Annotated in this window: 14 protein-coding genes, 1 tRNA gene and 2 pseudogenes; 7 read left to right on the forward strand and 10 right to left on the reverse strand. The window is 71.2% G+C overall.

Going from position 1 to position 19,746, the window contains the following annotated elements; genetic code table 11:
* The 3 genes from ACIOC0_RS09530 to ACIOC0_RS09540 all read right to left on the reverse strand — a co-directional run bounded on the left by ACIOC0_RS09530 (position 1) and on the right by ACIOC0_RS09540 (position 4,473).
* On the reverse strand, positions 1–1,398 hold the full coding sequence (locus ACIOC0_RS09530) for a PLP-dependent aminotransferase family protein (protein WP_402154069.1): 1,398 nt from the start codon (positions 1,396–1,398) through the stop codon (positions 1–3).
* Positions 1,399–1,411: 13 nt separating this feature from the next.
* Positions 1,412–2,881, reverse strand: coding sequence for an aminopeptidase P family protein (locus ACIOC0_RS09535; RefSeq protein ID WP_402154071.1), 1,470 nt, complete (start codon positions 2,879–2,881; stop codon positions 1,412–1,414).
* An 86-nt stretch (positions 2,882–2,967) separates the two neighbouring features.
* Positions 2,968–4,473 (reverse strand): PP2C family protein-serine/threonine phosphatase, encoded by a 1,506-nt coding sequence (locus ACIOC0_RS09540; protein WP_402154376.1) that lies wholly within the window; start codon positions 4,471–4,473, stop codon positions 2,968–2,970.
* A 516-nt stretch (positions 4,474–4,989) separates the two neighbouring features.
* On the opposite strand from ACIOC0_RS09540, the gene ACIOC0_RS09545 reads away from it, so the two are divergent.
* A complete protein-coding gene (locus tag ACIOC0_RS09545; protein WP_402154073.1) occupies positions 4,990–5,655 on the forward strand; it encodes a bifunctional DNA primase/polymerase in 666 nt (221 codons plus the stop codon).
* Positions 5,656–5,711: 56 nt separating this feature from the next.
* Positions 5,712–6,488, forward strand: a complete 777-nt coding sequence (locus ACIOC0_RS09550; protein ID WP_402154075.1) for a hypothetical protein — start codon at positions 5,712–5,714, stop codon at positions 6,486–6,488.
* A gap of 277 nt (positions 6,489–6,765) precedes the next feature.
* On the opposite strand, the gene ACIOC0_RS09555 is transcribed toward ACIOC0_RS09550, so the two are convergent.
* From ACIOC0_RS09555 to ACIOC0_RS09565, 3 genes are all read right to left on the reverse strand, one after another.
* Positions 6,766–7,731 (reverse strand): DUF5926 family protein, encoded by a 966-nt coding sequence (locus ACIOC0_RS09555; RefSeq protein WP_402154077.1) that lies wholly within the window; start codon positions 7,729–7,731, stop codon positions 6,766–6,768.
* Positions 7,732–7,951: 220 nt separating this feature from the next.
* Positions 7,952–8,590, reverse strand: a complete 639-nt coding sequence (locus ACIOC0_RS09560) for an ATP-binding protein (RefSeq protein ID WP_402154079.1) — start codon at positions 8,588–8,590, stop codon at positions 7,952–7,954.
* A gap of 305 nt (positions 8,591–8,895) precedes the next feature.
* Positions 8,896–9,732, reverse strand: coding sequence for a glycerophosphodiester phosphodiesterase family protein (locus ACIOC0_RS09565; RefSeq protein WP_402154081.1), 837 nt, complete (start codon positions 9,730–9,732; stop codon positions 8,896–8,898).
* Between the two features lie 309 nt (positions 9,733–10,041).
* Between ACIOC0_RS09565 and ACIOC0_RS09570 the strand changes: the two genes are divergently transcribed.
* Complete coding sequence (locus ACIOC0_RS09570; protein ID WP_402154083.1) at positions 10,042–11,631, forward strand: trypsin-like peptidase domain-containing protein; 1,590 nt, start codon at positions 10,042–10,044, stop codon at positions 11,629–11,631.
* Between the two features lie 145 nt (positions 11,632–11,776).
* Here the strand turns inward: ACIOC0_RS09570 and ACIOC0_RS09575 are convergent, their stop codons facing one another.
* Both ACIOC0_RS09575 and ACIOC0_RS09580 read right to left on the reverse strand, forming a co-directional pair.
* Positions 11,777–12,412 (reverse strand): hypothetical protein, encoded by a 636-nt coding sequence (locus ACIOC0_RS09575; protein ID WP_402154085.1) that lies wholly within the window; start codon positions 12,410–12,412, stop codon positions 11,777–11,779.
* 603 nt (positions 12,413–13,015) lie between these two features.
* Positions 13,016–14,252: pseudogene (locus tag ACIOC0_RS09580) on the reverse strand (SpoIIE family protein phosphatase).
* Between the two features lie 246 nt (positions 14,253–14,498).
* Between ACIOC0_RS09580 and ACIOC0_RS09585 the strand changes: the two are divergent.
* Positions 14,499–15,182: an HdeD family acid-resistance protein gene (locus tag ACIOC0_RS09585; protein WP_402154086.1), complete on the forward strand. Its 684-nt coding sequence runs from the start codon at positions 14,499–14,501 to the stop codon at positions 15,180–15,182.
* A gap of 249 nt (positions 15,183–15,431) precedes the next feature.
* A complete protein-coding gene (locus tag ACIOC0_RS09590) occupies positions 15,432–16,361 on the forward strand; it encodes a diacylglycerol/lipid kinase family protein (RefSeq protein ID WP_402154088.1) in 930 nt (309 codons plus the stop codon).
* Between the two features lie 44 nt (positions 16,362–16,405).
* Here the strand turns inward: ACIOC0_RS09590 and ACIOC0_RS09595 are convergent, their stop codons facing one another.
* On the reverse strand, positions 16,406–17,626 hold the full coding sequence (locus tag ACIOC0_RS09595; protein ID WP_402154090.1) for an AI-2E family transporter: 1,221 nt from the start codon (positions 17,624–17,626) through the stop codon (positions 16,406–16,408).
* Between the two features lie 449 nt (positions 17,627–18,075).
* Between ACIOC0_RS09595 and ACIOC0_RS09600 the strand changes: the two genes are divergently transcribed.
* Positions 18,076–18,492, forward strand: coding sequence for a hypothetical protein (locus tag ACIOC0_RS09600; RefSeq protein ID WP_402154092.1), 417 nt, complete (start codon positions 18,076–18,078; stop codon positions 18,490–18,492).
* A gap of 125 nt (positions 18,493–18,617) precedes the next feature.
* Here the strand turns inward: ACIOC0_RS09600 and ACIOC0_RS09605 are convergent.
* Positions 18,618–18,885: pseudogene (locus tag ACIOC0_RS09605) on the reverse strand (site-specific integrase); the annotation flags it as partial.
* A gap of 286 nt (positions 18,886–19,171) precedes the next feature.
* Between ACIOC0_RS09605 and ACIOC0_RS09610 the strand changes: the two are divergent.
* Positions 19,172–19,258 (forward strand) — tRNA-Ser (locus tag ACIOC0_RS09610).
* The last annotated feature ends 488 nt before the right edge of the window (positions 19,259–19,746 follow it).

Below are 19,746 nucleotides of genomic sequence, written 5' to 3' on the forward strand. Positions count from 1 at the left end.
TCAGCCCCCGTCCAGCACCCTCGCCAATACCTCCAGCGCCTCGGGATAGACCCGCTCGCGGGGCGTCCCGTAGCTGACCACCAGCCCCTGCGGACGGCCCGCGCCGCGTGCGGTGTGCCAGTGCTCGCCGAGCCGGCCGACCGCCAGGCCCTCCGCCTCCGCGCGGGCCAGCACCTCCGCCTCGTCGTCGACCTCCACCAGCGCGTGCAGCCCCGCCGCCACCCCGCGCACGCCCCGGTGAGCACCGAGCCGGTCCAGGAGGAGGTCCCGGCGGCGCCGGTAGCGCAGCCGGGACGCACGAATGTGGCGGTCGTAGGCGTGGCCGGCGATGAGGTCGGCGAGGGCGAGCTGGCCGATGGACTCGGTGTGGTGGTCGCTGTGCAGCTTGGCGTCGGCGACCGCGTCGACCAGCGCCGGCGGCAGCACCATCCAGCCGAGCCGCAACGCGGGCCCGAGGGTCTTGGAGGCGGTGCCGAGGTAGACGACCTGATCCGGCGCCATCCCCTGGAGCGCCCCGACGGGCTGCCGGTCGTAACGGAACTCCCCGTCGTAGTCGTCCTCGACGATCAGCGCGCCGCGCGCGCGTGCCCAGTCCGTCAGAGCCCGTCGCCGCGCCGGGTGCAGGGTCACACCCGTCGGGTACTGGTGCGCGGGTGTGACGACGACGGCCCGCACGTCCGCTCCCAACTCCTCCGTGCGCACCCCGAGGTCGTCGACCGGAGCCGCGGTCACGTCCCCGCCGTTGTGCCGCACGACCTCACGGTGGAAGGGCAGCCCGGGGTCCTCCAAGGCCACCGGCCCGCCCTCCAGCACGCGCGTGAGCAGCGCGAGGCCCTGCACACACCCGGAAGTGATCACGATCCGCTCCGGCGGCGCGATCACCCCCCGCGTCCGCCCCAGATACTCCGACAGCGCGGTACGCAGCTCCGCGCGCCCGCGCGGGTCGCCGTAGTCGTACGCCGTCGACGGCGCCGCGGCGATCGCCCGGCGCAGGGAACGCAGCCAGACCGCCGCCGGGAACGTCCCGACGTCCGGGCTGCCGGGCCGCAGGTCGAAACGCGGCGCACCCGTGTGCGCGGCCGCGCCGGACGGCTCGGCGGGGCGGTGGGGCAGGGCGGCGACGCGGGTGCCCGAGCCCTGCCGCGCGATCAGGTAGCCCTCGGCGACGAGCTGGTCGTAGGCGGCCTTCACGGTGTTGCGCGAGATGCCGGTCTCGGCCGCGAGCAGCCGGGTGGCCGGCAGCCGTGTCCCGGGTGCCAGCCTTCCGTCGCGCACGGCGTCGCGCAGGGCCCGTTCGAGCCCGGCACGACGCCCATCGGCGGGGTCCGCCTCCAGGTGCAGGTCCACACCGGCACCCCCGAGGGCGAGCGGAACCACACCGTCGGCGTGATCAGCCATGGTCCGAAAGGGCTCAGCCCTGGGACCCCTTGAGCGCGGCCATCCACGCTTCGACCTCGTCCGACCTGCGGGGCAGCCCGGCGGACAGGTTGCGGTTGCCGTCCTGCGTGACGAGGATGTCGTCCTCGATGCGCACGCCGATGCCCCGGTACTCCTGGGGGACGGTCAGGTCGTCGGCCTGGAAGTACAGCCCCGGCTCGACGGTCAGCACCATGCCCGGCTCCAGCGTCCCGTCGACGTAGGACTCCACGCGGGCGGCGGCGCAGTCGTGGACGTCCATGCCGAGCATGTGCCCGGTGCCGTGCAGCGTCCAGCGCCGCTGGAGGCCGAGCTCCAGCACCCGCTCCACCGGCCCCTCGACGAGCCCCCACTCCACGAGCCGCTCGGCCAGCACCCGCTGCGCCGCGTCGTGGAAGTCGCGGTACTTTCCGCCCGGCCGCACCGCCGCGATGCCGGCCTCCTGGGCGTCGTACACCGCGTCGTAGATCTTCTTCTGGATGTCGCTGAACCGCCCGTCGACGGGCAGCGTGCGCGTGACGTCGGCGGTGTAGTACGTGTGCGTCTCCACGCCGGCGTCCAGCAGCAGCAGGTCGCCCGGGCGCACGGGCCCGTCGTTGCGCACCCAGTGCAGCGTGCAGGCGTGCGGACCGGCGGCGGCGATGGTGCCGTAGCCGACGTCGTTGCCCTCCACGCGCGCGCGGAGGAAGAACGTGCCCTCGATGTAGCGCTCGGAGGTGGCCTTCGCCTTGTCCAGGACGCGCACGACGTCCTCGAAGCCGCGCACGGTGGAGTCGACGGCCTTCTGGAGCTCGCCGATCTCGAAATCGTCCTTGACCAGGCGGGCCTCGGAGAGGAAGACGCGCAGTTCCTCGTCGCGCTCGCCGGTGACCTTGTCGGTCAGCGCCGCCTCGATGCCCGCGTCGTAGCCGCGCACGACGCGCACCGGGCCGCTCGCCTCGCGCAGCGCCTCGGCCAGCTCGCGCACGTCGGAGGCGGGGAGGCCGTACAGCTGCTCCGCCTCGGCGAGGGAGTGACGCCGGCCGACCCACAGCTCGCCCTGGCCGGAGAGCCAGAACTCGCCGTTCTCGCGGTCGGAGCGCGGCAGCAGGTAGATCGTCGCGGTGTGGCCGTCGCCCCGGGGCTCCATGACCAGGACGCCGTCCTCCGTCTGGTTGCCCGTGAGGTAGGCGTACTCCACGGAGGCCCGGAAGGGGTACTCCGTGTCGTTCGAGCGGGTCTTGAGGTTGCCCGCGGGGATCACCAGGCGCTCGCCGGGGAAGCGCGCGGAGAGCGCGGCCCGGCGGGCGGCGGTCTCGGCCGCCTGGGCGATCGGCTCCAGTCCGTGCAGCTCGGTGTCGGCCCAGCCGGACTTCATGTTCTCGGCGAGCTCGTCGGACACCCCCGGGTACAGGCCGTTCTTGCGCTGCTTGACGGGCTCCTCGGACTCAGCTTCCGGGGTCTCCGGGGTGAGCTCATCGGCCACGGTCATCCTCCTAGGTAAGGCACTGGACCTCGTCCATCGTACGGTCGTACGGAAGGGGCCCAGGAGGAGGAAGACCTCGGCCGCCGTCAGTCGAACCGCGCCGCCAGCACCACCACGTCCTCCGCGCTGTCCTGGTCGGCCGCGCCCTCCGGCAGCACCGTGCGCAGCACGTGGTCGGCGATCGCGCCGGGGTCGTGGCGCAGCGCCCGGGGCACCCCGGCCGCTGCGGCGTGCAGCCGGGAGAAGGCGCGGTCGACGCAGTCGCCGGTGCGGTGCAGCAGACCGTCGCTGTAGAGCAGGACCGTCTCGCCGGCCGCGGCCTCCACCTCGACGCTGGGCGCCTCCCAGCAGGCGAGCATGCCGAGCGGGGCGGACACGGACGTCTCGACGAACTCGGTGCGCCGCTCGCCGACCAGCAGCGGCGGGCAGTGTCCGGCGCCGGCCAGGGTGATCTTGCGCAGCGCGGGCTCGCAGTAGGCGAAGAGGGCGGTGGCGGAGCGGGCGGGCTCGGTCAGCCGCAGCAGCAGCTCCAGGTCGGACAGGACGGCGACGGGGTCCTCGCCCTCCATCACGGCGTACGCCCGCAGCGAGGCGCGCAGCCGGCCCATCGCGGCGACGGCGCTGGGCCCGGAGCCGGTGACCGAGCCGACCGCCAGGCCGAGGGCCGCGTCGGGCAGCGGCAGCGCGTCGTACCAGTCACCGCCCCCGCGCGGCCCGGTGCGGTGCCGCGCGGCGAGCTGCACGCCGGCCACCCTCGGCAGCCGGGAGGGCAGCAGTTCCTCGGTCATCGTCGCCATGGACGCGCGCGTGCGCTCGACCTCCAGGAGCCGGGCGAGGTGCTCGGCGGCGTGCCGCACGTACAGGCCGACCAGGTGGCGTCTGCGCTCGTCCGGCTCGGCGGGCTCGTCGTAGAGCCAGACCGCGGCGCCCAGCCGGCCGGCGCGTTCGCCGGCGAGCGGCAGGGCGTAGCTGGCGGCGTAGCCGAGGCGGGCGGCCACCTCGCGGTGGCGGGGGTCGAGGCCGTCCTCGGCGAACAGGTCGGGCTGGGCGATGTCGCCGTCGCCGTCGGGCAGTCCGTCGAGGATGCGCCCGTACGCCGTGGAACTGCGCGGGACGGTCTCGATGTGTCCGAGGTCCGCGCGGCCGAGGCCCAGGCCGATCGTGGTGTCCGGGCCGAGCCCGTCGGCGGGCTCCAGCACGAGCAGACCGCGCCGGGCGCCCACGAGGGCGGACCCGGCGCGCAGCAGTTCCTGGAGGGCGTCCGCGAGGCAGTCGGTGCGGGCCAGACGCTCGGTGAGTTCGTGGAGGGTGGTCAGGTCCGAGACCCAGCCGGCCAGACGGTCCTGCAGGAGCGCTCCCGCGGCGGGCGGGGCCAGTGGGGCGGGCGTGGCTGGGGGCGCGGGCGCGACAGTGTGTGCGGGCGGGGGAACCGTTGAATCGATTCCGGCCACTTTCGAAGGGTGGGGGGCGTTCATGGCGTCCGGCTCTCGGACCGGTGCGTATTGCTGGGAAGCATCGCAAACCCCCATGTCGTTCTGCGTCGCTAGCAGTGTCTCCACATGTACACGCACTCGAGAGGGGATGTCCAGCATTGTCCTGCTGGGATCGCCGGTGTCAGTGGGGTCGGCGACTTCGTCGGGCACGCTTCCTCCGGCTCCCTTGCGAAACAACGAAGTTGGCTTGAAACTGCCTGAGGTGACGGGTGACTGCGGTCGACTGGGCTTGCTCGACGGAGCGTCACAGCGGTCGTGATGGGTACGTACTCGGTAAGGACCAGAGGTCGTCGGGAGCCACCCGGAACCTGGTGACCGACCCGGGCGTCTTAGCCACCGACGACCGTGCCCCATCCTCCCGTGGCGGAGGCGGAGAGCAGTACGCGGAGCGCAGAAACGCCAGACTTCGCCACCCCTACGCCAGGCCCATGTTCACGATGGGCGCAGTATGGATGCCAGTGGCCGCGGAAGCAGCCGATGTTCGGCCCCCAGGGGTTCCCCTTGTCCACGACAGGGGTGTGATGCGCCAACAGGTACGCACAGTGAACTGATCGACACACGATGTGATGTGGCCCACGGTGTTGCCAGCGGTGCAACGGAAAGGAACGAGCGCTCATGCGCGAGATCCTCGGAAGGCGACGCAGGCTCCTGTCCCAGCGCGGCGACGGGGGGCCTGAGGCGATCGACGCGGCCCTTACCTTCGCGACGGAATGGCAGTGGCCCGTGCTCCCGGGCGTGACGGCGGACCCGCAGGCGGCGTCCCGCTGCGGCTGCCCCGACCCCAAGTGCCCGGTCCCCGGCGCTCACCCCTTCGACCCCGGCCTCCTGGCGGCCACCACCGACGCGCGCATGGTGCGCTGGTGGTGGACGGACCGGCCGGCCGCCCCGATCGTCCTGGCCACCGGCGGCAGCGCGCCCTGTGCGGTCAGCCTGCCCGCCCTCGCGGCCTCCCGCGCGCTCGCCGCGCTCGACCGCGACGGCATGCGACTCGGCCCGGTCGTCGCTTCGCCCACCCGCTGGGCGATCCTCGTCCGCCCTTACGGCATGGAGCAGTTGGGCGAGCTGCTGTACGCCAAGGACCACGTGCCCGGTTCGCTGCGCTTCCACGGCGACGGCGGCTACCTCGCCCTGCCCCCGTCCGAGACCGGCCAGGGGGAGATCCGCTGGGAGCGGGCCCCGCTGCCCGGCTCGGCCACTCCGTGGGTGCCCGACGTGGAGGCCGTGGTGGACGCGGTCGTCGACGCCCTCACTCGTACGGGTGTGAGCGCGCCCGAGTTGTGAGGGTGTCGGGCGCGCGCCGGACGGAACGGACGCGTTCGCTCGTTATCTTCCGCTTCATGAGCTTGCGTCTCTTCGCCCTCGGGGGCGCTGTGGTGTGCGCGATCGTGCTTCCCCTGGCCGTGGCGTCCGCGGGGTCCGTGGACGATGAAGGGGAGTTCGCGGTGAGTCCGCTGCCCCTGGCCGACGACCCTGTGACCGACGGCCGAGCGGGCGGCGGCGCCGTCGGCGCGGCGGGCGGGGGCCGCTCGGGCGTGGCCGGTGCGCACGGTACGCGTGACGCGCACAGTACCGACGACGCGCGGCCGCCCGTCGTCACGCCCTCCGCGTCCCCGCGTCTGCTGGGCCTCGGGCTGGCGACCGGCGCCCGCTGCGGTCCGGAACTCAGCTCCCCCGAGGGTGTCGAGGCGCAGACCTGTGTGCTGACCCAGGGCGAGGACACCTGGGCGCGCACCTACTACCGCAACTCCACGGGCCGTGCCCTGAACGCCGTACTGAGCTTCATGGGGCCGCACGGGCGCACGGTGCAGATGCGCTGCGCGGTGGGCGCGGACGACGAGCCGGGCGCCTGCGAGACGCCCCGTGAGCGCGCGCAGGGCGACGCGGGGGCGTACACGGCGGTCGCGGAGTTCTCGGGCGCAACGGGCGCAACGGGTGCAGCGGACGGCGCGGGTGCCGGCGGATCCACGGCGGGTACGGCGGGCGCCGGAGCCGCGGGAAGCGCCGGAGCGGGCACGGGCACCGCCGCCGGGGACGCGGGGGCGTCCGGAGGTGTCGGCGGCGGGCCGCTGTTGCTGCGGTCCGGCAGCAACTCCGAGGAGATCACCGGCAGTTGACGCTCGGCCGTCGACGCTTGAACGGCGCCGGGCATGGAAAGACCCGGTTGCTGGCGACGGGGGATGCACCAGCAACCGGGCTACTCGAACGGTAACAAGAGATCGGCTCCAAGCAAATTCGATCTCCTGTTTTCCTCGGCTTTCCGGACACCGGCGGAGCGGCATGTCCGGTACCGACTCACCTTTTCCACAAGGCAGTTGTGAGACGGGCCGCGCGGGCCGCCCGGTCCGGGGCAGCGACCCGTCGGTCAGCCGGACCGGGCCTTGGACCTGCGCCTCAGCTGAGCGTGACCTGCCGGTTGGTCAGTCCGCCGCGCGCGCGACGCTCCTCGGGGGTGAGCGGCGCGTCGGTGGCCAGGGCGGCGGCGAGCCGCTCGGCGAACTCGGCCGCCGGCTTCTCCACGTCGTCCGCCGAGATGCCGCTCGGCAGGTCCCAGACCGGCACCGTCAGGCCGTGCGCACGGAACGAGCCCACCAGACGCGTGCCTTCCCCGAGGTTCGAACGGCCCGCCGCGTGCAGCCGCGCGAGGGCGTCCAGAAGCTGCTCCTCCGGGTGCGGCATGACCCACCGCAGGTGGTTCTTCTCCGGGGTCTCGCACCAGTACGCTGCGTCCACGCCGGTGAGCTTCACGGTCGGGATCGCCGCCGCGTTGGCCCGCTCCAGGGAGGCCGCCACCTCCGGGGCCGCGTTCTCCGAGTCCGGCACCCAGAACTCGAAACCGCTGTGCACAACTGGCTCGAAGGCGCCTTCGGCGTCCAGCAGGTCCTGCATCCGCGGACCGTCGGCGGGGGCGCGACGGGCCTGGATCGGCGTGCCCGGCTCCGCCTCCAGGGCGCGCTGGAGCGTGTCGGCCATGTCGCGGCTGATGTCGCCGGACGCCGTGTCGTTCTGCAGACCGAGCAGGACCGAGCCGTCGTCGCGGCGCAGGGCGGGCCAGGCCATCGGCAGCACCGTGGCGAGGGTGACCGAGGGGACGCCCTCGGGCAGGCCGCCCTTCAGCGGCAGCTCCACCGTGGCGGCGGGGACCAGTTCGCGCAGCGCCACCCAGTCGCACTCGCCCGGCAGGCCCTCGAAGGGGCGCTGCACCAGCTCGGTCGCGGCGTGCGCGGCGGCCCGGCCATGGCAGGCCTTGTAGCGCCGGCCGCTGCCGCAGGGGCAGGGCTCCCGCGCGCCGACGACCGGGATCTCGCCGTCGGTGAGCTGCGGCCGCCTGGCCGTCGTCTGGTGTCGCTTCTTGGCCATCTGGGTGTCTCCCGGGTACGGCTCGTCTGGTACGGGCGGGAGCCTAGCCGTTCGTACGGGGAGTCAGGGGGACCTGTGGACAGTGACGGACGGGCCGGGGCGCCGCCGCCGCGCCTCCGGCGAAACCGCCCCGCCCGCCGGAACCGTCAGCCGGGCCTTCGGTCCCGTGAGCCGGAACCCCGGTCCGTCAGCCGGAGCCCTGGCCCCGTCGGCCGGACCCTCAGTCCAAGTCGTCGAACGCGTCCGCGAAGTCCAGGCCCGGGATCGTCGACACCGCCGGGGCCGCGACCCGTGAGGCGAAGTCGTCGCGCCTGCAGCCGGCGTCGGGATCGTGGACGTCGGCGTGGACCACCACCCAGACGGTGACCTCGCCGCGGGCGTCGTCCCGCACGCCCCAGTCGTCCGACAGCGCCGTGATGATGTTGAGCCCCCGACCGCCGTGCGCGGTGACCGAGGGGGTGGCCGGGGCCGGGCGGGTCGGGCCGCCGCCGTCGGTGACCTCGACGACCAGCCGGCCGGCGGGATCCACGCACCATGCGGCACGCACGTCACCCTCCCCCGCCAGGGCGTCGCCCAGCGGCCGGCCGTGTTTGCACGCATTGCTCAACAGTTCGGAAAGGATCAGCAGCGCGTCGTCGATGACCGCTTCGGCGACCCCACCGCTGCGCAGTTGGTCACGCATACGGTGCCGCGCCTTGCCCACGCCCGCAGGGCCATGGGGTACGGCCATGCTCGACGACGTGGGCACCTCCTGTGCCACCACCAACGCCACCCCCGAGACCTCCTTCGCCCCACGCCACGGTGTGGATGCCCCATTGGCCTGTACCGGAAACCGGCCAATCCACGTCCAGGGACGCATTCACAACGATCGGATACGGACCGAACGCGCCGGAGCACTCCCCGTGACGGGACGGTCCTCGTGTGGCTGGATTTCTTCGATGTGGCCGGAAATGGAGGATGCTGCAGGCGGACGGTGCGGTCAAGAGGTGTGGATGGGACTTCTGTGACTTCTGTGATTCCGTTTGGATCTTTCGCCTTACGGAATCGTTCTGTCCGCCCGGCCGATTCGACGCCGTCGGTCCCGGGGCTTGTCGGTGCTGTCGGGTGTTGTCGGTCCTGCCGATGCAGCCGATGCAGCCGATGCCGTCGGCCGGTTCCGCCGGATCAGCGGCCCAGGCGCTGTAGCACCGCGCGGGGACGGTTGGTGATGATGGCGTCGACGCCGAGTCCGACGCAGCGGTCGACGTCCTCGACCTCGTTCACCGTCCACACGTGCACCTGGTGGCCGGCCCGCTTCCACCGCTCGATATAAGCGGGGTGAGCGCGCACGACGCGGATCGAGGGACCCACGATCCCCACCCCGGCCGGCAGCCGCCCGTCCCGCAGGCGGGGCGAGACGAACTGCGTCAGATAGACCGTCGGCAGTGTCGGCGCGGCGGCGTGCACGCGGTGCAGTGAGCGCGCGGAGAAGCTCATGATCCGCACCGGGGACTCGGCGGACGCGGCGGGCGCGTCCAGTCCGAACCTCCTCAGCAGCTCCAGCAGCCGCTCCTCCACCTGCCCCGCCCAGCGCGTCGGGTGCTTCGTCTCGATCGCCAGCTCCACCCGGCGTCCCGCGTCGGCGACGAGTTCCAGCAGGCGCTCCAGGGTGAGGACGGAGGTCGCCTCGCGGTCCTCGGGCCGTACCTCCCAGTCGGGCTCCTCGTCGCGCGTGGTCCACGCCTCCCGCGCCTCCCCCGTCTTCCAGGAGCCGAAGTCCAGGGCGGCGAGGTCGGCGAGCTCCAGCGCGGAGACGGCGCCGCGGCCGTTGGACGTACGGTTGACACGTCGGTCGTGCACACAGACGAGATGGCCGTCCGCGGTGAGCCGTACGTCGCACTCGAGGGCGTCCGCGCCGTCCTCGATCGCCTTCCGGTACGCGGCGAGGGTGTGCTCGGGGGCTTCCTCGGAGGCCCCGCGGTGGGCGACGACTTGAATATGGTGCTGCCGTGCTTGGGTCACCGCGTCATGGTGCCACCGGCGCGGGGTACGCGTCCGGCCGGTGGGAAAGCCGAATGCCCGGCCGTGGGACCGGTCGTCTGAGAACCGTCTGAATGTTCCGAAGAAGTGACCGGAATACTGGAAAATGTCCTATATAAAGAATGGCCATGGACCCACAGCCACCGCTTATGGTGCTCTGACGGCCCGTGGGAAAAGCTGAGATGTACAAAAGCACATGCACAGCTGCAGCGCGCCGGGTCGTCGACACGCGCGAACGAGCGTGATCGAAGTGCGACCGAGGACAACAGCCGTGGATCGAGGAGAAGAGCTGTGAGCACCGAGAACGAGGGCACCAACGAGGGCACCACGGTCCCCCCGGCCCCGTCCGCACCTCCCGTGCCGGTGGAATCTCCCTCGGCCTCCCCCACATCGCAGACGCCCCCGGCCGACGCGGGCGCCCCGACCACCCCGATGCCGTCCACGCCCCCGCCCCCGGCGGCGGGTCCCTACGCGAACGGCGCCCCGTACGGCGCCGCGCCCGCACCCGGTTCCGGCGGCGCACCCGAGGGCGGCTGGCCCCCGCCCGCCGCTCCGCACGGCGCGGGCCCCCAGCACTCCGCCCCTCCGCACGGCGCACCCGCGCACGGCGCGCCCCAGTACCCCGCCCCGCAGCCCGCCACCGCGGCCGAGGGCGGCTGGCCTCCCCCGCCGCCGGCCACGACCGCGTCGTACGACGGCGGCTTCGGCTCCGGCGGCGACGGCGGGTGGGGTTCCTCCTACCAGCAGCCCGAGCCCAAGGCCCGCCGCGGGCGCGGCGGACTCGTCGCGGCGGTGCTGGTGGCCGCGCTGGCCGCCGGCGGCCTGGGCGGCGGTCTCGGCTACACCCTGGCCAAGAACGACGACAGCTCCGGCTCCACGACGGTCTCCGCCTCCGACAGCGGCGGGTCCATCAAGCGCGACCCCGGCACGGTCGCCGCCGTCGCGGCCAAGGCCCTGCCGAGCACGGTCACCATCGAGGCCGAGTCCAGCAACGGCGAGGGCGGCACGGGCACCGGCTTCGTCTTCGACACCCAGGGCCACATCGTCACCAACAACCACGTCGTCGCGGAGGCGGTCGACGGCGGCAAGGTGACCGCCACCTTCCCGACCGGCAAGAAGTACGACGCCGAGGTCGTCGGACACGCCAAGGGCTACGACGTCGCGGTGATCAAGCTCAAGAACGCGCCCTCGGACCTCAAGCCGCTGACCCTCGGCGACTCCGACAAGGTGGCCGTCGGCGACTCGACGATCGCGATCGGCGCGCCCTTCGGCCTCTCCAACACCGTGACCACCGGCATCATCAGCGCCAAGAACCGCCCGGTGGCCTCGTCCGACGGCTCCGGCAGCTCCTCCTCCTACATGAGCGCCCTGCAGACCGACGCCTCGATCAACCCGGGCAACTCCGGCGGTCCGCTGCTGGACGCCCAGGGCAACGTCATCGGCATCAACTCCGCGATCCAGTCCACCGGCAGCGGCGGCCTGGGCGGCGCCGGCCAGTCCGGCTCGATCGGCCTCGGCTTCGCCATCCCGATCAACCAGGCCGAGTACGTCGCCAAGCAGCTGATCAAGACGGGTGAGCCGGTGTACGCCAAGATCGGCGCGTCCGTCTCCCTGGAGGAGTCGACCGACGGCGCGAAGATCACCGACCAGGGCGCGGGCGGCGCGGCCGCGGTCGAGGCCGGCGGTCCCGCGGCCAAGGCCGGCCTCAAGCCCGGTGACGTCATCACCAAGCTCGACGACACGGTGATCGACAGCGGCCCGACCCTCATCGGCGAGATCTGGACCCACGAGCCCGGCGACAAGGTGACGATCACCTACGAGCGGGGCGGCAAGACCCAGACGGTCGACCTCACCCTCGGCTCCCGCAAGGGCGACAACTGACGCACGAGGCCCGCGCGCTTCCCCACCCGCACTTCTTGTCCCCGCGCCGCCCGCAAGCAGGACGGCGCGGGGTGGGTTGCCCGAGCGGCCTGAGGTGTGTGGGCCGGAGTCCGGCAGACCGCCTCACTCGTCGCGAGCCACCGGATCAGAGGAGCGCGCCGTCGGTGATCTGAGTGGCTATGCCGTTCTTGATCACGACCTCGGCCTCCACGCCCTTCTTGGAGGCCCTCTCCAGGTCGGCCTCCTCGCACGGGGCGTCCACCTTCGAGCCGGCGGTGCCGCAGATCTGGCCACCGCCCAGAATCACCGTGTCCTCGGCGAGGAAGAACGCCTGCTGCTCACCGCCGGAGCCCTTGGCCGCAGGACCGTCGACCAGGTACTTGCCGGGTGCCACGTACCGCACGATGCCGTACCAGGTGCCGTTGACGCCCTTGCCCTTGTCGAGGCCCTCCACGACGGTCTCGCCGGAGTCGGATGTGCTCCCGGACCCGGACTTGCCGCTGCCGCCGGACGTGTTCCCGGATCCGGACTTGCCGCTGCCGCCGGACGTCTTCCCGGACCCCGAGGTGCTGCTGCCGCCGGACGTGTTCCCGGAACCGGAGGGAGACGCGGAGGTGCCGCTGACGCCCGTGGCGCCGGACTTGCCCGCCGCCGCGGACGTGGCGGCCTTGCTGGAGGAACTGTCGGCGGCGTCGTCGCCCTGGTTGCACGCCGTCATCAGCAGGGTGGAACCCAGGAGCGCGGCGGAGACGAGGAAGGCCTTGCGGCGGTTGCGGATCATGGGTCGAGTCCCCCGAATGGTCGATCGATTGGACTGAGGCGTGTTCAGTTCCTCAGTGCGTGTTCGTTCATTAGGAGGGGGCCGGGACCCGAACGGATGCCTCGATCTCTGAGTCAGGACGGCATCGTCACAGTCCCGTTACGAGATCAAGTCTGGGTTACGGGCCTGGGGTTGCGGCTGGTCGCCACGTGTCAGGGGTGAGGACGGCACGTGTCAGGCGAGCAGCGCGCGCTGTCCGTTCGCTCGCAGCGGCCTCAAGGCCCGCTCGACCTGTTCGTTCGAGCGCTGCCGGTCGCGGTGGGTCGCCTCGGCGCAGAAGCGGAACAGGACTGCGATGCTGTGGCCTGCCCGGCGTCCGACTTCGGCCGGTGAGACGCCGGACTCACGCCAGAGCGAAGCGCCCCCGTGGTGCGCGGAGCGGGCGCGGCACCGGCCGCCAGAAGCGGGGCCACGGGCCTCGTGTGGGCCACGCCTCCGAGCAGTGCCCGCGCCCGGTAGTCTGTACCCGCTCCGCCCCAGGTGGGCAGGGGCGCAGGTGGGCTGAGCGCCCGTTCCTTTGAGCCGACCGGAGTGCCTCCGGGCGCCGTCCTGAAGGCGCGCAGTTCAAAGGCGAATGATGACAAGGGGCGATGTCGTCGGGGGCGCCACCAGCGACGTCGAGCCGGGCCAGCAGTGCGTCGGCCAGCTGGTCGGGAGAAAGGGCCTGGTCCTGGGCCAAGGCCGTGGTCATGCGCTAAATCCCGGTGTCGATCTCCTCGTCACGCCGCTCGATGAGGCCATCGGTGTACAGCACGAGGGTGTCTCCGGGGGTGTAGGCGACACCGGCTTGGGGGCGGGGAACATGGTGCTCGCGGGCGCCCAGGGGCGCATCGGTGGCCTTGTCCAGCAGTTCGCAGGTCCCGTCACAGTGGAGCAGGACCGACGGTGGATGCCCGGCGTTGCTGTAGATGATCAACTCGCTGCGCGTGTCGATGAGTACCTTGACCGCGGTTGCGGCCATCGCGCCGTCCAAGGAGCGGGCATAGAGTCCGAGGACCTCAAGGGCCTGGGCGGGGCTCGGGATGGCGCGGATGACGGCGCTCAGGGCGCTGCGGAGCATGCCCATGGACGGACGCGGCGGGCAGACCGTGGCCGACGACGTCTCCGACGGCCACGGCGTAGCGGTCGGGTGGCAGGTCGACGACGTCGTACCAGTCGCCGCACACGTTCAGTGACGTGGTCGCCGGCAGATAGCGCACGGCGATGTTGCTGTGCCGGTCAAGGTCGGGGACGGAGAGCATGGCTTCCTGGAGGGTGACCGCAGCCTGCTGTTCGCGGGCATGGGCCCGACGCAGTTCCTGGTCACCCGGTCCAGCTCGCGGGCCCGCGCGTACAGCTCGGCTGCCATGCCCTCAGGCTGTTCGGTCAACTCCTCGCTGGGCTGACCTGCCCGGGGCGAGTGGACGAAGGCCGTGACGTCCGCTATTTGTTGGATGATCCACTTCACTGTGCCGTCAGGTCCGGAGAGCGGGGTGTGGACCACGGACCACCATCGCTCCTCGAACCCGTCCGTCTGGTCGGGGTGGGGAAGGTCGTACCGCTGCAGGACGACGGTTTCCGGCTCCCCGGTGTCCAGAAGCCGGAGCAGTGACGCCTTCAGGCTCTGTTCTGCTTCGGCGTTGTTGCCTGGCTTTTCAGGCAGGGCGTCGAAAAAGTACTTCCCGATCAGCTCGTCCTTGGTCCGGTTGGCGGTTCTCAGGCATGCAGGGTTGACGTAGCGGATCACCAGGTCCGTATCCAGCACGAGGTACGGGCTTGGGGTGGCGTGGAAGAACGCCGTGAAATCGATGTCCGCTGTCACCACGCGCTCTCCCGGTTCACGAGCGCGACTGCCTGCTCTGTCAATCAACGAGCACTTCAGTGTCGGCGCCCGTCCGCCTTCATTCGACCTGCATCGCAACCTCGTTCGGGACCACGCGCGCCCCTGAGTGGTGCCCGCACCCGCACCGCCCGAGGGACCTTTTCCTCGCCAGGCGATACGGAGCCGGGCGGGCGACGATGGAAGGGAACAGACCCGCTTCCGTTGTTTCCGGAAGGGTGAGCTGATATGGCATCCTCCTCCGATTCGCACTCGGGCACCGGTACCGCGCATCCCTACGGCACCGAGCCACGGGACATCTCCGCCGGCGGCCTGGCGCCGCTGGCGAACATGAGCTGGCAGATCCTTCTCACCACAGGCCTGGCCTCCATCGCCCTCGGCGTCGTGGTCCTCGCCTGGCCCGAGGAGACGCTGAAGGTCGTCGGCGTACTCTTCGGCGTCTACCTGCTGGTCATCGGTGTCTTCCAGCTGGCAGCCGCGTTCGGCACGCACGTTCCCGGGCATCTTCGAGCGTTGCACTTCCTCACGGGTGCGCTCTCCGTCCTGCTCGGGCTGATCTGCTTCCGCGGCACGATGCAGTCGATCCTGCTGCTCGCCCTGTGGATCGGCTTCAGCTGGCTGCTGCGCGGCACCATGGTGACGGCCACGGCTGCCACCACCCCGGACACGCCTGCGCGCGGCTGGATGCTCTTCACCGGGATCGTCGGCATGCTGGCGGGCATCGTGCTGATCGTCTCGCCGTTCACCTCGATCGGCGCGCTCACCCTGGTAGTGGGCGTCATGGCCATCGTCCTCGGCGTGGTCGAGGTGTTCCACGCCATCAGGATGCGCATCGAAGTCGGCCATCTCGCTCCCGGGGGCACTGCCAAGCGGCGGCCTGCGTTCCGCTCCCAACCGCACCCCCAGCACTGATCTCGGCTGGGGACTCCGGCCGTCCCGCTGCCGCAGGTGTCCGCCGTGCCGGACAGACGTCTGCGGCAGACGGCACCGGTCCGGCTGCCCGCAGCGCACGGAGGCGCCTGGTCGGTGCTCCTCAGTGACGCCGCCACGTCCTCAGGAGGCAGCGATGCCCTACATCGGCCGGTTGGTCGCAGGCCGCCCAGAACGCTGAGAGTGGGTGCGCTGATGGCTGGTGATCGGACGGGTGCCCGGGTGGTGATCGTGACGAACCCACACTCGGGCGGCGGCAAGGCCGTTCGTGACGGCTTGGTGCAGCGGGCCGAGGACATGGGAGCCCAGGTCTGGATGACCAGCGCGGAACGGGACGCGGCGTCGCTTGCGAGAAGCGCGATCCAGGAGGGGGCGCAGGTGTTGGGGGTGGCGGGCGGCGACGGCACCGTGTCGGCGGTCGCCGCAGTGGCCGCAGACGAGGGCCGGCCACTGGTCGTGGCCCCGGCAGGCACCCGGAACCACTTTGCCCGGGACCTCGGCCTCGACCTCCGGGATCCGGGGCGGGCACTGGACGCCCTGATCGACGGTGAGCCGATGCAGGTAGACCTGGGGGTGCTCGGCTCGCGTGTCTTCGTCAACAACGTCTCCTTCGGCATGTACGCCGACGCCCTGCTGGAGCCCGGGTACCGGGAGGACAAGCCGCGCGCGTTCGCCACGGTGGCCCCCGACTATCTCAAGGGCAAACAGTGGGTCGAGGCCCGTGTGGACACCCCGTGGGGGACCGTCGAGTACCCGCAGGTGGTACTGATCTCCAACAACCCCTACCACCTGGCCACACCGCGCTGGCTGGGGCGTCGCTTCTCCCTCACCACGGGAGAGCTGGGCGTCATCGTCCTCAAGCGCCCGGCGCAGGCGCCCCCGGACCTCCTGCGGCACCTGCGCGACGAACTGCGGCTGCACAAGCGTGATGTGAGCCCGCCAGATGATGGGGTGGTCGTCTGGTCGGCTCCCGGCATCACGCTGCACGGTGAAGTGCGGCACCTGGAGGCGGGTGTCGACGGCGAAGCGGTGCGGCTCCCTCTCCCCGTCGTTTGCGGAACCCGGCCGGGCGCCCTGCGGGTGCTGCTGCCGAAGGACCGGCCGGGGGTCCCTGGAGCTCCTGCCGCGTCAGCGGTTCGGCCGCCCTGGAGAGGACGGTGAAGCGGCCCGGACAGCCCAGGTGGCGAAAGCCTTGACAAACCCGATCAGGACCGGCCGCGTCCGCGCAGCAGACCACGCAGTCGTGCGGGCAGCGAACGTCCCTCCCTGCGCGGGTAGCGCTGGGCCTCCTCTCCACGCAGATCTTCCGCCACGTCGTACCGCTTCACATACACCCCGAGGAACGCCTGCAACGTGGCCACCACCGGAATGGCGATCAGTGTGCCGGCCACACCGAGCAGCGCGGTGCCCGCGACCACGGAGCCGAAGGCCACCGCCGGATGGATGTCCACGGTCTTGGAGGTGAGTCGCGGCTGGATCAGGTAGTTCTCGAACTGCTGGTAAACCACGACGAAGATCAGCACCCACACCGCGTACCAGGGGCCGACGGCGAACGCGACCAGCATGGGCAAGGCCGCGGCCAGATAGGTCCCGATGACCGGGATGAACTGCGAAACCACGCCCACCCACACGGCGAGCGCCGGGGCGTACGGCACGCCCAGCAGGGCCAGCATGACGAAGTGGGCGACCGCGGATATGAGGGCCATCAGCCCGCGGGAGTAGAGGTAGCCGCTCGTCTTGTCCACCGCGATCTCCCAGGCCCGGAGCATCTCCGTCTGCTTGGCCGGAGGCAGCAGCGAGCACAGCGCGCGGCGCAGCCGGGGGCCGTCCGCGGCGAAGTAGAACGCGAACAGGAAGATCGTCAGTATCCGGAACAGGCCGCCCAGTACGGAAGCAGAGAAATCGAACACTCCGCCCGCGCTCTTCTGCACGTACGTCCGCAGCCAGCCGGAGCGCGCCAGCCGGCCCTGGATTTCGACCCGTGACAGATCCGTGTGGAACGTCCGGTTGATCCAGCCGATGAGAGAGTCGGCGTACCTCGGGAAGTCATCGGCGATGCCGCTTATCTGGCCCGCCAGGAGCGAGCCGAACATCGCGAAGAACCCCGCCGCCACCAGGGCCAGGACGAGGCACACCAGGAGGGTGGCCGTGCCCCGGCGCATCCCCCGGGCCACCATCCGGCTGACCGGCGGCTCGATCCCCAGCGCGAGGAAGGACGCGATCAGAATGCCGACCAACAGACCGGTGAGTCTGTGGAACGCCCAGCTGCCGAGCTGGTAGACGGCGACCAGCGCGAGAGCGAGCACCATGGCACGCGGCAGCCACCGGGGGATCCGGCCGCCACCCGCCGCTTCTGCGGCCCCGGCCTCGGAAGGTGAGGTGCTTTCAGGCGGCTCCGACTCCCGGCCGGGATCTGGCTGCGTCATCCGCGTTCGCAGTGGAGAGGAAGGGCTGCAACTGCCGACAGGGCGGCCTTGACCTCACCTGGGGGCGGGTGCACCGCCCGAACCGCTTGCCTGAAGAGCTCGCGCACAGGTGAACGGCAGAACGCGGCTACTGCTCGCCCGCCACCGGGCCCCGGCACGCGAGCATGCATGTGCGACGAATCCGGCACCGGCAGGGGCGCCCGGGTGCCCGACCGGGCACAGAACAACGTTCCACGCAGAACAGGCGGTTCGGGAGGAATCTCGACATCGTCCGGCCTGTTGACCCTCACCCTTCCTGTCTAACCTCTGCCGCGCCCCCGCGCATGTCCGCGCTGTCGGGAGCGGGCTGACCTGCGGCTTCCGTGTGAGTAGCAGCCCCTTGCCGGATATGTTCGAATTGATGTACGTCCTCCTTTTGCTGCAATCGGAAGGGTCGGGCCATGTCGGAGATGACTGACCGCATCAACCAACTGACGGATTGGTCGAGGCAGGCACAGCGGCAGGTGGAAAGTGCCATCGCCAAGAACCAGGAGGAGCTGTCGGTCGCGATCGAACAGGTTCAGCGGGAGACGGAAGAGCGGGCAGAGCAGCTCCGTCGGGAAGCGGCCGAACAGAAGGCCGCTGACGCCGTGTCACTGGAAGAGGCCAGGAACAAGTGGCAGGAGCATGTGGCGAAGGTCAAGAGCCGTATCCATGAGCAGAAGAGTGAGGATGACCTGACGCGTGCCGAGCTCAAGGCGGAGGACGCGGAGGGATATGCGTCGATGGCGATCGACTTCGCCGGATCCGCGATCCTGGAGGCGGAATCCGCTGCGCTGGAGGCATTGCGGGCCCGTGCGGAGGCCGAAGCTTTGGCCAGCAGGTAGGAACCCATCTCGGAGAAACGGCCTGCCTCAACCGACGCTCACCATGGGGTCGGTGGAGAGCCTGCTGCACATGAGTCCCGCTCACCCTCCACATCGGTGAGTGGGACAGCTCGTGCTTCCGGGCGTCAGTCAGTGGTTTCCAACGCGCGTTCGATCTGTTGGTTCGCACGCGCCTGATTGCGGTGGATGGCCTTGGCGTAAAAAGCGGAACAGGACCGCGATGCTGTGGCCTGCCCGTCGTGCCACCTCAGCCGGGGTGACGCCGGACTCCAGCCAGAGTGAGACGCCCGCGTGGCGCAGGGAGTACGGCACGTCAGCCAGCGGCGAGGATGCCTCGGACTCCGTGAGCACGGCGAGCCGGGCCGCCTTCCACACCTCTCCGTACTCCTTGGACAGGAGGTGGCAGCCCTGTGGCCAGATCACCTCGCAGCCACCAGAGAGTGAGGTATCCGTAACCGTCCCGCGGCGTGTGAAAGTCCGGATGCAGACTCCACGCCGGAAGGCGACGCGGGTGACCGAGTGTCGCAGGGCGTTCACGCGGTGTCTCCCGCGCTGCCGCGAGGGCCGCCGATTCCGAACCTGTAATCAGCGCCTGTGGACCCCGTGTGGACCATGCCCTCCGAGAAGCGCTCGGGGCCGGTACGCTGTACCCGCTCCGCCCCTGGTGGGCAGGGGCGCAGGTGGGTTGCCCGAGCGGCCTAAGGGAACGGTCTTGAAAACCGTCGTGGCAGCGATGTCACCGTGGGTTCAAATCCCACACCCACCGCAGGTGAACGGCCCCTGACCAGGCGACATGGTCGGGGGCCGTCGCTTTGTCCGGAGCTCGTCCGGCACCGCGGTTGCCCGTGCTTCGCCGCCCTGTCGGGCACGGAGGGGGCACGGGCGGGCAGGGGGGCCATGTCGGCCGTCGTGCCCTCGGCTCGCCTTCGACAATGTGAGCGCTGGGTCATCGGAACAACCGTGGCTCGGGGCAGATCTCCAAGGCATCGTCCGGCCGGTCCGCCCACTTCCACCGGACGTGCCCACCGGCACACCTCCACAGCGACCGGCAGGACCGCTCACCGTCGTCCCGCCCGACGAGGGCCAACCCGCCCGACTTCAGCGGCTGAGCGCACTGGGGACAGGACATGCTGTCGGTTGCGGCAGTCGAACTCTGGCCGTGCGGGCGAGAGTTGGCGCGATCCGGCGGCGCGGGGACCACGTCGGTCGGACGGGTGCCGTGATCACTCAGCCGCCTCGCACCTCGGCATGCTC

This window comes from Streptomyces sp. NPDC088254, assembly GCF_044740925.1.
Lineage (GTDB): Bacteria > Actinomycetota > Actinomycetes > Streptomycetales > Streptomycetaceae > Streptomyces.

Coding starts and splice junctions, on each gene's coding strand:
- ACIOC0_RS09530 (WP_402154069.1), bottom strand. CDS start 1,398: ATGGCTGATCACGCCGACGGTGTGGTTCCGCTCGCCCTCGGGGGTGCC.
- ACIOC0_RS09540 (WP_402154376.1), bottom strand. CDS start 4,473: ATGCTGGACATCCCCTCTCGAGTGCGTGTACATGTGGAGACACTGCTA.
- ACIOC0_RS09545 (WP_402154073.1), top strand. CDS start 4,990: ATGCGCGAGATCCTCGGAAGGCGACGCAGGCTCCTGTCCCAGCGCGGC.
- ACIOC0_RS09550 (WP_402154075.1), top strand. CDS start 5,712: ATGAGCTTGCGTCTCTTCGCCCTCGGGGGCGCTGTGGTGTGCGCGATC.
- ACIOC0_RS09555 (WP_402154077.1), bottom strand. CDS start 7,731: ATGGCCAAGAAGCGACACCAGACGACGGCCAGGCGGCCGCAGCTCACC.
- ACIOC0_RS09560 (WP_402154079.1), bottom strand. CDS start 8,590: ATGCGTCCCTGGACGTGGATTGGCCGGTTTCCGGTACAGGCCAATGGG.
- ACIOC0_RS09575 (WP_402154085.1), bottom strand. CDS start 12,412: ATGATCCGCAACCGCCGCAAGGCCTTCCTCGTCTCCGCCGCGCTCCTG.
- ACIOC0_RS09585 (WP_402154086.1), top strand. CDS start 14,499: ATGGCATCCTCCTCCGATTCGCACTCGGGCACCGGTACCGCGCATCCC.
- ACIOC0_RS09595 (WP_402154090.1), bottom strand. CDS start 17,626: ATGACGCAGCCAGATCCCGGCCGGGAGTCGGAGCCGCCTGAAAGCACC.
- ACIOC0_RS09600 (WP_402154092.1), top strand. CDS start 18,076: ATGACTGACCGCATCAACCAACTGACGGATTGGTCGAGGCAGGCACAG.